Source organism: Microbispora siamensis (assembly GCF_016863095.1).
GTDB lineage: Bacteria > Actinomycetota > Actinomycetes > Streptosporangiales > Streptosporangiaceae > Microbispora > Microbispora siamensis.
In genome coordinates, this window is record NZ_BOOF01000027.1 from 86,211 (window position 1) to 99,221 (window position 13,011).

The window sequence follows — 13,011 nt, forward strand, 5'->3', positions numbered from 1 at the left end:
GCATTACTTTAGACATCTCTCGCGGTCCACCAGGTGGCGGAGTCGGGAGCGAGCCGGACGACGTCACCGGCGGTCTCCGGTCCTCCGCTGGCCAGCAGCAGGTCGCCGTACCCCTGACCCGGCTCGATCTCCACCCACTCCGGCGTCATGTTGAGCACGCAGGCGAACGAGTCCCCGCGCCGGAACGCCAGCGTGCCGGCCGGACTGTCGAGCCAGGTCAGCGTGCCGTCGCCCAGATCCGGGTGCTCCCGCCTGAGGGCGAGGGCGGTCCGGTAGAGGCTGAGCATCGACGCGCCGTCCCGCAGTTGCGCCTCCACCGACAGGTCGCGCCAGTCGGCCGGCATCGGCAGCCAGCTCTCGTAGATGCCCGGCGGTGTGAAGCCGTACGGCGGCTCGCCCGCGGCGGTCCACGGGAGCGGCACGCGGCAGCCGTCGCGCCCGCTGTCGGGGTCGCGCAGCCGCTGCGGATCCTGCAGGTACTGCTCGGGCAGGTCGAGCACCTCGGGCAGCCCCAGCTCCTCGCCCTGGTAGACGTAGGCCGAGCCGGGCAGCGCCAGCATGAGCAGCGCCGCCGCCCGCGCCCTGCGCAGGCCGCGCTCGCCGCCGCCGTAGCGGGTGACGTGCCGCTTGACGTCGTGGTTGGACAGCACCCAGGTCGGGGGCGCCCCCACGAGCGCCGACGTCCGCACCGACTCGTCGATGACCTCGCGGAAGCGCGTCGCGTCCCAGGGCGTCTTGAGGAAGTGGAAGTTGAACGCCTGGTGCAGCTCGTCCGGCCGGACGTAGTTGGCCAGCCGCTCGGGCGAGGGCGCCCACGCCTCGGCCACGCCGATCCGCTCGCCCTCGTAGGAGTCGAGGATGCGGCGCCAGGCCCGGTGGATCTCGTGCACGCCGTCCTGGTCGAAGAACGGCACGACCTGCGCGCCGATCATCTCGGCCTGGCCCCGGGCGCCCACGTCGGGCAGGCCGGGCGCCTTGACCATGCCGTGCGCCACGTCGATGCGGAAGCCGTCCACGCCGAGGTCCAGCCAGAACCGCAGCACGTCGGCGAACTCCTGGTGCACCTCCGGGTGCTCCCAGTTGAGGTCCGGCTGCTCGGGCGCGAACAGGTGCAGGTACCACTGGCCGTCCGCGACACGGGTCCAGGCGGGCCCGCCGAAGATCGACTCCCAGTCGTTGGGCGGAAGCTCGCCCGCCGCGCCCTTGCCCTCGCGGAAGATGTAGCGCTCCCGCTCCGGGCTGCCCGGCCCGGCCCGCAGCGCCGCCTCGAACCAGGGATGGCGATCGGAGGTGTGGTTGGGCACCACGTCCACGATGATCCGCAGGCCCAGCCGGTGGGCGTCCGCGATCAGCGCCTGGGCGTCCGCGAGCGAGCCGAAGATCGGATCGACGTCGCGGTAGTCGGCCACGTCGTACCCGAAGTCGGCCATCGGCGAGGGGTAGAACGGCGTCAGCCAGATCGCGTCCACGCCGAGGTCGGACAGGTAGCGCAGGCGGCTGCGCACGCCGAGCAGGTCGCCGATCCCGTCGCCGTTGCCGTCCGCGAAGCTGCGGACGTACACCTGGTAGATCACCGCGTCGCGCCACCACCGGGTCGCGACCGCGGACGGCTGGACGGCGAGTTCGGTCATTGGGATCCCCCGATTCTCATATAGGGTCACGCCTTCGTCGCGCCGGCCGTCAGGCCGGTGACGAGGTGGCGCTGGACGAGCAGGAAGACGACGGCCGCCGGGATGGCGATCAGCACCGACGAGGCCGTCAGCAGGCCCCACTCCGCCTTGTGCTGGCCGACGAACTGGCTCAGGCCGACCGCGAGCGTGTACTTGTCGTCGCCCGTCATGAACGCGGTCGCGTACGCGACCTCCGCCCAGGCGGTGATGAACGAGTAGAACGCGGCCACGGCCAGGCCGGGCTTGGCCAGCGGCAGGATGAGCCGCCAGAACGTGCCGAAGGGGGTCAGGCCGTCCACCCGGCCCGCCTCGTCGATCGAGGTGGGGACGGTGTCGAAGTAGCCCTTCATCATCCACGCGCAGAACGGCACGGTGGAGGTGAGGTAGGCGATGACGAGGGACGGGAACTGGTTGATCAGCCCGAGCCCGGCCATCAGGTTGTAGATCGGCACGATCAGGATCGCCACGGGGAACATCTGCGTGATCAGCAGCATCCACATCACCGAGCGGAAGCCGGGGAAGCGGAAGCGGCTGACCGCGTAGCCGGTGGTGGCCGACAGCAGCACGCCGAGCACGGCCGTGATGAGCGAGACGACGACGGAGTTGGCGGCCCACGTCAGGAACCTGGTCTCCCCCAGGACCTGCGTGTAGTTGGCGAACGTGGGGTGGTCGATCGGCGCGACCGAGGCGGTCTCGATGACCGTCCGCGGCTTGAGCGAGGTCAGCACCAGCCACGCGACCGGGAACACCGACACGATGCTCGCCGCGATCAGCGTGAGGTGCAGGGCGATCGACTTGCCGGGGCTGCGCCTGTCACGGCTCCACGCGCCGGCGGGGGCGGGAGCGGCCCGGCTCACCATGCCTCCCCCTGCTGCCTGAGCGCGCGCCGGTAGACCGTGGCCATGACGACGAGCAGCGCGAGGATCACCATGCCCCAGGCGGCGGAGCCCGAGTAGTTCCTGATGCCCTCGAACGCCTGGCGGTAGGCGTACGTCACGAGGATCTCCGTGGCTCCGCCCGGTCCTCCCTTGGTCAGCAGGAAGATGACCGGGAACTGGTTGAACGTCCAGATCGTGCCGAGCAGGACGACCGTGCTCGACACCGGGCGCAGGCCCGGCAGCGTGATGTGACGGAAGCGCTGCCAGGGCGTGGCGCCGTCCACCTCGGCGGCCTCGTGCAACTCGCGCGGGATGGCCTGCAGGCCGCCGAGCAGCGCGAGCATCATGAACGGCACGCCCAGCCACACGTTGCAGGCGATCACCGAGACCTTGGCCCAGAACGGGTCGTCCAGCCAGCTGATCCCGGCGAACCCGGCGGCCCGCAGCATGGCGTTGACCACGCCGAACTCGCCGTTCAGCAGGTAGCGCCAGATGAAGGCGGACACGAAGGCCGGCACGGCCCAGGGCAGGACGAGCAGGATGCGATAGAGCGACCGCAGCCGCATGGGCCGGTTCAGCAGCATCGCCAGGCCGAGGCCGATGCTCACGTGCAGGGCGACGCACACCACGGTCCACACGACCGTCCAGGTCAGCCGGCCGAGGAACTCCGAGGACGTGAGGATGTCGGCGTAGTTCTTCAGGCCCACGAACTCGTAGGTGGACGGGATGACGTTCATCCCGATCGTGCGGCCCATGTTGCCCTCGGTCGCGTCGGTGAGCGACAGGTACACGCCTCGCACGAGCGGGTAGCCGACCAGCACCAGCATCACGATGACGACCGGCGCGATCATCGCCCAGGCGTACCAGTGACGCGACAGGAGGCGCCGCGCCCCGGAACGGGGCGCGGCCCTTCTCGTCGCGACGACGTCAGCCGTCATGTCCTACAGGCTCCAGCCCTTGAGGATGCCCTGGTAGGCGGTGGCGACGTCCTTGAGCATGGGCTCGGTCGTCGTCTGCCCGCCGGCGAGCTTCTGGTAGCCCTCGACCAGCGGCTGGAACAGCGAGGCGGCCTCGGGGATCCACGGACGCTCGACGGCCGTCTCCATCGGCTTCGCCCACTGGGCGATCTTCGGGTTGGCCGTGGCCTCGGAGGCGCTGTAGGCGGGCTGGCGGGTCGGCAGCAGGCCGAGCTTGCCGGCGATCTTCGCCTGGCTCTCCGCGCTGTCCATGAACTGGACGAACAGGTAGGACGCGTCCAGGTTCTTCGAGCCCGCGTACACGGTGTAGTCGTGGCCGCCCAGCGGCGAGCCCGCCTTCGCCGAGCCGGCCGGGACCGGGGCGACACCGAAGTTGTCCGGGTTGTCCTTGAACACCTTGCCACCGAGGTTGTCGGCGTTCGACCACGGGCCGTTGAAGATCATCGCGACCTTGCCGTCCTTGAACGCGGTCTCGGCGTTCGTGTAGCTGTCCTGCAGCGCGGGCTTGACGGCGGCGCCGGACGTGATCAGGTCCTCGACGATCTTCACCCCCGCCACGCTCTGCGGGGACGAGATCGTGATCTTCTTGTTCTGGACGTCGACGAAGTCGCCGCCCTCGCCATAGATGAACGGAAGCAGGAAGTAGGCGTCCACGTTCAGGGCGAGGCCGCCCGCTCCGGTCTTCGACTTGACGTCGAGCGCCACCTTCTTGAGGTCGGCCATCGTCGCCGGAGGCTCGTCGTAGCCCGCCTTCTTCAGTAGTTCCTTGTTGTACAGGAGGCCGAGGGTGTCCGTCACCTGCGGCACGCCGTACGTCTTGCCGTTGTACTTACCGCTGGCGGCCGGGACGGGCAGGAACTCCTCGGGCTTGTCGACCGCGGGGGTGCCGTCGAGCGGCGCGAGGTAGCCGAGCGAGGCGAACTCCGCGACCCAGCCCACGTCGGTGCGCAGGACGTCGGGCGCGCCGGAACCGGACTGCGCGGCGGTCTTGAACTTGTCCCGCGCGTCCGCGAACGGCACGTTGACGTAGTTGACCTTGATCTTCGGATATTTGGCCTCGAAGTCCTTGATGATCTCCTGGAAGACCGGGCCCTCGGTCGTGGCGTCCGAGGTGTCCCACCAGGTGACCGTGCCGGACACCTCGGCGGGGGCGGCGCTCTTGGCCGGGGACGATCCGGCGTCGCCGGAACCGTCGCCACAGGCGGTGACCGCCAAAGCGAGCGCCGCGGCCACCGCCGCGGACGTGAGGACTCGCCTCATCTGCGTCGCACTCCTTGCTCAGGGGGATTTGAGCGGAACGTAACAGGGGTGCGAACGGGATGAAAGGTCTTACAGAAACTTTCAGCAATTTCGTTACATTTGACGCCTCCCAGAGGGGCGCGGGGAGGTCACGGCGCGACCCTGACAACCGTCTTTAGCAAGGGGAAAGTTAGGAGTAACGAGATGTTGCATGTAGATGCCGGATCTTTCACGACACGTATGGACACGAGTGCCCGCGACGCGATGTACTACCTCATCATTCACACCGAAGGCTGGGGATCCGGGCGTGCCTGCCCGGGAGGAACGAGCGCGCATGAGCACCGTCGTCCTCGACAACGTGACGAAGATCTACCCGGGGGGGTACCTCGCGGTCGACCGCATGAACCTGCGCGCGGACGAGGGTGAGCTCCTCGTCCTGCTGGGGCCGTCGGGCTGCGGGAAGTCCACACTGCTGCGCATGATCGCGGGCCTGGAGGAGATCACCTCCGGCGACCTGTGGCTGGGCGGGCAGCTCGCCAACCACCTCGCGCCCCGTGACCGGGACGTCGCGATGGTCTTCCAGAACGGCGCGCTGTATCCCCACCGGACGGTGCGCGGCAACCTGTCGTTCCCGCTGGAGATCGCCAAGGCCGACCCCACGATGGTCAAGCAGCGGGTCGTCGAGCTGTCGCGCGCGCTGCACATCGACGAGACGCTCGACCGGCGGCCGGGCACGCTGTCGGGCGGCCAGCGCCAGCGCGTGGCGATGGGCCGCGCGATCGTGCGCCAGCCCTCGCTGTTCCTGATGGACGAGCCGCTGTCCAACCTGGACGCCGGCATGCGCACCGAGTTGCGCATGGAGATCTCGTCGCTGGTGCGCGCCCTCGGCGTCACCACCATCTACGTGACGCACGACCAGGTCGAGGCCCTCACGCTGGCCGACCGCATCGCCATCATGAACCGGGGCGTGCTGCAGGACCTCGGCACCCCGGCGCAGGTCTACAACGACCCCGCGACCGCGTTCACCGCCGCGTTCCTCAACTCCCAGCAGCTCAACCTGCTCGCGGCGACCGTGCGTACCCCGCAGAACCAGTTCATCATGCTCGACTTCGGCCCTCACCAGATCACGATGCCCTGGACCGATCCACGGGCGTACGCGGTGTCGCAGCACACCGGCATGCAGATCATCGTGGGGATCCGGCCGGACGGGCTGGTGCCGGTGCCGGAGCGGACGGAGGGCCCGACCTTCTTCGGCCGGGTCAGGACGCTGGAGTATCACGGCCACGAGTGGCTGGCCTACCTGGAGGCCGGGATCCCTGCCGTCAACGTGCCGGAGCCGCCGGACCGCCGCCAGATGAACGGCGCGGGAGGCGGCGGCAAGGCGCGGTCGATGATGCGCCGCCTGCTGAACGGCGCGGCCGCGGTGGAGGAGGAGCAGCCGCCGCCGCTCTCGCAGTCGGGCACGCACCGCCGCGCGGACCTGATCGTCAGGCTCGGCAACCGGCCCGTGTGGCGCGCGGGCGACGCCGGCCGGGTCGCCGTGGACGTCTCCCGGCTCATGCTGTTCACGATGGACGGCACCCGCATCGACCCGCCGCGCCGCTGACACCCCTCAGACCGGCCGGCTGACGCCGCCGGCCAGCACGGAGACGATCGCCACCAGGCGGACGATCTTGTCCAGCTCCGCCCGATGGAACGCGGGCCCCTGCGAGCGGGCCACCACCAGGTGGACGCCGTCCATCGGCACGCTCGCCAGGTGCAGCCCGCCCTCCTCGAACGCCGAGGCGCGCAGCGGGGTGAGCTCGGCCGCGGGCACCTTCTCCGGGGCCTGCCAGCTCCCGTGGACGATCGTGCCGTCGGCCGAGTCGACCGCCACCGCCCACTCGGCGCTGACCAAGTCGGGCACGGCGTCGACGAGGGTGACGTACGCCCGGTCTGGGTCCGCGGCGACGTGGCCGAGCAGGTCGTAGTCGGGGGTCGATCCGGGCACCTCACGGGTCGGCCACACGGCCTCCACCCGCGCGCCGGGGACCACGCCGATCCGCTCGCGCAGCTCGCCGGGCTCGAACACGCCCGACCAGGAGACGGTGAAGTCGTCCACCGCGCGGCCCGCCTGCCGTTCCAGCACGGTGACCTGCAGGATGTCCGCGCCCATGACCCCGAACGCGCGCGCCACCTGGCCGAGCACCCCAGGCCGGTCGGGGAGCGAGACCCGCAGCCGCAGCAGCATCCCCACCACCTCCTTCTCGTGCGACACCAACAGTGTCGGACACAGGTTTCACGGCTGTTACGCGGGTGGGTCACGGAATGGCTGCAATGTTTCTGGAACTTGCAGCAAAGTCTTGCGGGAGCCGGGGCCCGACAGTAGCTTCCGGGCCATGGTGACCCCCCAGCACCGGCGTACGCGCGTGCCCATAGCGCTGTCCACCGTCGCGGCACTCGCCGCCGCGCTCATCGCCTTCCCCCTGACCTCTCCCCCGGCGGCGTCGGCCCTGGTTTCGGCAGGCACGGTCGCGGCGAGCGCGGCCGCGGGCGCCGTCGCGGCCGGCGCGCCGTCCGACGCCGAGCTCGCCCGCGACGCCCTCCGCACGGACCTGTCCCGCGAGCGGCTGTACTTCGCGATGACCGACAGGTTCGCCGACGGCGACCCCTCCAACAACCGGGGCGGGCTGTCCGGCGACCGCCTGACGACCGGCTTCGACCCTGCGGACAAGGGCTTCTACCAGGGCGGCGACCTCGCGGGCCTGATCGGGAAGCTCGACTACATCAAGGGCCTGGGCAGCACGGCCATCTGGCTCACGCCGTCGTTCAAGAACCGGCCCGTGCAGGGCACGGGTGCGAACGCCAGCGCCGGCTACCACGGCTACTGGATCACCGACTTCACCAGGATCGACCCGCACCTCGGCACCAACGCGCAGATGAAGAGCCTCGTCAAGGAGGCCCACAAGCGCGGCATGAAGGTGTTCTTCGACATCATCACCAACCACACCGCCGACCTCATCGACTACGCCGAGAAGACGTACGGCTATCGCGGCAAGGCGGCCTACCCCTACGTGGACGCCTCCGGCCGGGCCTTCGACGACCGCGACTACGCCCTGCGCGACGACTTCCCGAAGGTCACCGCCGAGTCGTTCCCCTACACGCCGGTGGTGACGGCCCCCTCGAAGGTGCCGTCCTGGCTGAACGACCCGACGATGTACCACAACCGGGGCGACTCGACCTTCTCCGGCGAAAGCTCCGAGTACGGCGACTTCTCCGGACTCGACGACCTGTGGACCGAGCGGCCCGAGGTCGTGAAGGGCATGACCGACATCTACAGGACGTGGGTCAGGGAGACCGGCATCGACGGCTTCCGGATCGACACCGCCAAGCACGTCAACATGGAGTTCTGGCAGCGCTTCGCGCCCGCCCTGCACGGCTACGCCGCCAAGCTCGGCAACGACAGGTTCTTCATGTTCGGCGAGGTCTACAGCTCCGACCCGGCGTTCGAGAGCCGCTACACCACCACCGGCACGCTCGACGCCACGCTGGACTTCGGCTTCCAGGAGGCGGCGCGCTCGTACGCGAGCGGCGGCGACGCCGCGAGCCTCGGCAGGCTGTACGCCGCCGACGACTACTTCACCGACGCCGACTCCAACGCCTCCTCGCTGCCGACGTTCCTCGGCAACCACGACATGGGCCGGATCGGCTACTTCCTCGAACAGGACGACCCCTCGGCGGACGACGCCACCCTGCTCGCCCGCGACCGCCTGGCCCACCAGCTCATGTACCTGACCCGCGGCCAGCCGGTCGTGTACTACGGCGACGAGCAGGGCTTCACCGGCGGCGGGGGCGACAAGGACGCCCGGCAGCCGATGTTCGCCTCGAAGACGGCCGACTACCTCGACGACGACCTCATCGGCACCACCGCCACCCACGCGACCGCCAACTTCGTCACCACCCATCCCCTCTACACCTCGATCGCCGAGCTGGCCCGGCTGCGCGACCGCTATCCGGCACTGGCCGACGGCGCCCAGATCGTGCGGCTGGCGAGCGGCAACGTGTTCGCGTTCTCCCGGATCGCCGCCAAGGAACGGGTCGAGTTCGTCGTGGCGCTCAACAACGGCGCGGCGGCGAAGACCGTCCAGATCCCGACGTACTCCCCCGGCGCCTCGTTCACCCAGGTCTACGGTCCTCAGGTGGATGGCAGGGTGCAACGGCTGACCGGCGCGGCCGACGGGACGCTGGCCGTGACCGTGCCGCCGCTGTCGGCCGTCGTCTACCGCGCGGACAAGGCCCTGGCCGCTCCGGCCGGTGCGCCGGAGATCTCCCTCACGCTGCCCGGCGAGGCGCTGCGCGGCACGGCCGCCGACGGCAGAGTGGCGATCTCCGCCGAGGTGCCCGGTGACGGGTTCGCACAGGTCACCTTCGCCGTCAAGGCCGGGGACGCGCCGTGGCGGGTGCTCGGCACCGACGACGCCCCCAACGGCCACATTTACCGGATATTTCATGATCTGACCGGTGTGCCCGAGGGCACACCGCTCACGTACAAGGCCGTCGTCAAGGACGCGGCGGGCCGGTACGCGGGCGCCACGGCGACGGCGACGGCCGGGCCGGAGCCCGCGGAGGAGGAGCCGGGCGCGGTCAAGCGCGACCACCTCGTGGTCCACTACAAGCGCGAGAGCGGCGACTACGACGGCTGGGGCCTGCACGCCTGGGGCGACATCGACCAGACGGTCGAGTGGGGGTCCCCCGTCGCCTTCGAGGGCGAGGACGCGTTCGGCCGCTTCGCCTGGCTCAAGCTGAAGCCGGGGGCCACCGAGGTCGGGCTGATCACCCACAGGGGCGACACCAAGGACCAGGGCGACCGGATGGTCGACCCGGCCCGTACGGGGGAGGTGTGGCTCGTGGAGGGCAGGCCGGACGTGTACGCCTCCCGGGCCGCCGCCGAGGGGTACGCCACGATCCACTACCGCCGCCCGGACGGCGCGTACGCCGGCTGGGGCCTGCACCTGTGGGGCGACGCGCTCGCCGACGGCGCGGGCACCGAGTGGGGCGCGCCGCGTCCGCCCGACGGGACCGACGCGTTCGGGCCCTTCTGGCGGGTGCCGCTGAAGAACGCCGACGCCCCGCTGAACTACATCATCCACAAGGGCGACACGAAGGATCCCGGGCCCGACCAGTCGTTCGTGCCGGCCGGGCAGCCCGAGGCTTACGTGAACTCGGGCGGGACGGCGATCCACGGCAGCGCGGCGGCGGCGCGGAACGTCGCGGTGCTGCACTACCACCGCGCCGACGGCGACTACGACGGCTGGGGCCTGCACTTCTGGGGCGACGCGTCCGGCTCGGTCGAGTGGGGCGACCCGCTGAAGCCGGCCGGGACCGACGCCTTCGGCGTGTACTTCGAGGTGCCGCTGAAACAGGACGCGAAGACGCTCGGCTGGATCATCCACAAGGGTGATCAGAAGGACCAGCAGGCCGACCAGGCCCTGGATCTCGGCGTGACCGGCCACGAGGTGTGGAAACTGTCAGGTGTGGACGGATACCTGCTGCCGCAGCCCGCGGCCACCGGGGCGGACGCCGACCTGGCCAAGGCCACGGCCCAGTGGATCGACCGGGACACGGTCGCGTGGAAGGGCAAGGTCGCCGCGGCGAACCACTACGCGCTGGCCTACTCCCCCAAGGGCGACATCGCGTACGAGAAGGGCGACCTGACCGGGGACGTCCATCTCATCCGGCTGATGTCCGGGGCGCTCAGCGACGCGCAGAAGGCCGCGTGGCCGCATCTGGCGGCGTACGGCGCGCTGAAGGTGGATCCCCGCGACGCCGGCCTCGTCCGCGACGCGCTGCGCGGCCAGGTCGTGGCGATCGAGCGCGGGCCCTCCGGCGCGCTGCTGACCGCCACCGGCGTGCAGATCCCCGGCGTCCTCGACGACCTCTACGCCGGGGCCGCCGAGGTCCCGCTCGGCCCCACCGGCCGCGGCGGGCTCGCGGTGTGGGCGCCGACCGCGCAGAAGGTCGAGCTGGCCCTCTACGACGGCCCGTCCGCCGACCGCAGGACGGTCCACCGCATGCGCAGGGACGACGCGACGGGCGTGTGGTCGATCGACGGCCCGGCGTCGTGGCGGGGCAGGTACTACACCTACCTCGTCACCGTCTACGCCCCGGCCGCCGGGAAGATCGTGACCAACGAGGTGACCGATCCCTACAGCCTGTCGGTCTCGGCGGGCTCGGGGCGCAGCCAGATCGTCGACCTGGACGACCGGTCGCTGCGGCCCGAGGGGTGGACGGGCCTGAAGAAGCCCCCGGCGGTGCGCCAGGACCGGGCGTCGATCTACGAGCTGCACGTGCGCGACTTCTCGGCCTCCGACGCCACCGTGCCGGCCGCCGAACGCGGCACGTACAAGGCGTTCACCGAGACCGGCAGCGCCGGGATGACCGAGCTGCGGAGCCTGGCGAAGGACGGGCTGACCCACGTCCACCTGCTGCCGGCCTTCGACTTCGCCACCGTGCCCGACCGGAAGGCCGACCGCACCGAGCCCGGCTGCGACCTGGCCGCGCTGCCGCCCGACTCCGACCGGCAGCAGGCGTGCGTCGCGGAGACGGCCGCGAAGGACTCGTTCAACTGGGGCTACGACCCGCTGCACTACACCGTGCCGGAGGGCTCGTACGCGACCGACCCGGACCGGAGGATCAAGGAGTTCCGCGAGATGGTCGCGGGGCTCAACGGCGCGGGCCTGCGGGTGGTCATGGACGTCGTCTACAACCACACCCACGCCGCAGGGCAGGACCCCACGAGCGTGCTCGACCGCGTCGTCCCCGGCTACTACCACCGGCTCATGGACGACGGCACGGTGGCCACCTCCACCTGCTGCGCGAACACCGCACCCGAGCACGCGATGATGGGCCGGCTCGTCGTCGACTCGATCGTCACCTGGGCGAAGGAGTACAAGGTCGACGGCTTCCGGTTCGACCTGATGGGCCACCACCCGAAGGCGAACATCCTGGCCGTGCGCAAGGCCCTCGACACGCTCACGCCCGAGAAGGACGGCGTGGACGGCAAGTCGATCATGCTGTACGGCGAGGGCTGGAACTTCGGCGAGGTGGCCGACGGCGCCCGGTTCGAGCAGGCCACCCAGGCCAACATGGCGGGCACCGGGATCGGCACGTTCAGCGACCGGCTGCGCGACGCCGTGCGCGGCGGCACGCCGTTCGACGCGGACCCCGGCGTCCGGGGCTTCGGCTCCGGCCTGGGCGATGAGCCCGGCGACCGCCTCGCGCACTACGAGGACCTGGTCAAGCTCGGGCTCGCGGGCAACCTGCGCGACTTCACGTTCACCGGGTCGTCCGGAAAGCCCGTCAAGGGGTCCGAGGTGGACTACAACGGCAGCCCCGCCGGGTACGCCGCCACGCCCGGCGACACGGTGACCTACGTGGACGCCCACGACAACGAGACGCTGTTCGACGCGCTCGCCTACAAGCTGCCCAAGGACACCCCGATGGCCGACCGGGTCAGGATGCAGTCGCTGTCGCTGGCGACGGTCCTGCTCGGCCAGGGCACCGCGTTCGTCCACGCCGGCAGCGAGCGGCTGCGGTCGAAGTCGCTCGACCGCAACTCCTACGACTCGGGCGACTGGTTCAACCGCCTCCTGTGGGACTGCCGCCAGGGCAACGGCTTCGGCGGCGGCCTGCCGCCCGCGAAGGACAACGAGGCGCGCTGGCCGTACGCGCGGCCCCTGCTGGCCGACCCCGCGCTGCGGCCCGACTGCGCCGCGATCGGGTCGGCCCGGGCGAGGTTCGGCGAGTTCCTGCGGATCCGGTACTCCTCCCCCGCCTTCTCGCTGGGCTCCGCCGCGGAGATCGGCAGGCGGGTCTCCTTCCCGCCGTCCGGCGCCCCCGGAGTGATCGTCATGCGCATCGACGCCACCGGCGTCGATCCCGCGAACAAGGCGATCTACGTGGTGTTCAACGCCACCGGGAAGACCGCCGCACCCACCGTGCCCGCGCTCAAGGGCGCCCGGGTCGCGCTGCACCCCGTTCAGGCGGCGTCGGACGACCCGGTGGTCCGGCAGGCGTCGGCGGATCCGGCGACCGGCACGCTGACCGTGCCCGCCCGCACGGTCGCGGTGTTCACCGAGACACCTTAGGGACGCGTAGGGACGCGTAGGGACGCCATTGGAGTGCAACCGGGCGGCGGGCACCCGCGCCCGGTTGCACTCGATGAGAGACTTTGAGCAACTTTGGGGTGAGCTTTTCGCTGTCGCGAGT

At 70.7% G+C, this 13,011-nt stretch carries 7 protein-coding genes; 2 read left to right on the forward strand and 5 right to left on the reverse strand.

Annotated elements, in window-relative coordinates:
• Window positions 1-8: 8 nt before the first annotated feature.
• Genes Msi02_RS22315 through Msi02_RS22330 form a run of 4 tightly spaced genes read right to left on the reverse strand, consistent with a single transcriptional unit; the run spans window position 9 to window position 4,785 of the window.
• Window positions 9-1,631 (reverse strand): glycoside hydrolase family 13 protein, encoded by a 1,623-nt coding sequence (locus tag Msi02_RS22315; protein WP_204050089.1) that lies wholly within the window; start codon window positions 1,629-1,631, stop codon window positions 9-11.
• Between the two features lie 26 nt (window positions 1,632-1,657).
• On the reverse strand, window positions 1,658-2,530 hold the full coding sequence (locus tag Msi02_RS22320) for a sugar ABC transporter permease (RefSeq protein WP_204050090.1): 873 nt from the start codon (window positions 2,528-2,530) through the stop codon (window positions 1,658-1,660).
• On the reverse strand, window positions 2,524-3,486 hold the full coding sequence (locus Msi02_RS22325) for a carbohydrate ABC transporter permease (RefSeq protein ID WP_079314531.1): 963 nt from the start codon (window positions 3,484-3,486) through the stop codon (window positions 2,524-2,526). The genes Msi02_RS22320 and Msi02_RS22325 overlap by 7 nt, the downstream gene beginning before the upstream one ends.
• A gap of 3 nt (window positions 3,487-3,489) precedes the next feature.
• Entirely contained in the window at window positions 3,490-4,785 is a 1,296-nt protein-coding gene (locus Msi02_RS22330; protein ID WP_204050091.1) for an extracellular solute-binding protein, read from the reverse strand.
• 313 nt (window positions 4,786-5,098) lie between these two features.
• Here Msi02_RS22330 and Msi02_RS22335 point away from each other — a divergent pair, with 313 nt between their 5' ends.
• Window positions 5,099-6,370, forward strand: a complete 1,272-nt coding sequence (locus tag Msi02_RS22335; RefSeq protein ID WP_204050092.1) for an ABC transporter ATP-binding protein — start codon at window positions 5,099-5,101, stop codon at window positions 6,368-6,370.
• A 6-nt stretch (window positions 6,371-6,376) separates the two neighbouring features.
• Here Msi02_RS22335 and Msi02_RS22340 read toward each other — a convergent pair whose 3' ends face one another.
• Complete coding sequence (locus Msi02_RS22340; RefSeq protein ID WP_239108606.1) at window positions 6,377-7,021, reverse strand: ACT domain-containing protein; 645 nt, start codon at window positions 7,019-7,021, stop codon at window positions 6,377-6,379.
• Between the two features lie 121 nt (window positions 7,022-7,142).
• Between Msi02_RS22340 and pulA the strand changes: the two genes are divergently transcribed.
• Complete coding sequence (pulA, locus tag Msi02_RS22345; RefSeq protein WP_204050093.1) at window positions 7,143-12,890, forward strand: pullulanase-type alpha-1,6-glucosidase; 5,748 nt, start codon at window positions 7,143-7,145, stop codon at window positions 12,888-12,890.
• Window positions 12,891-13,011: the final 121 nt, after the last annotated feature.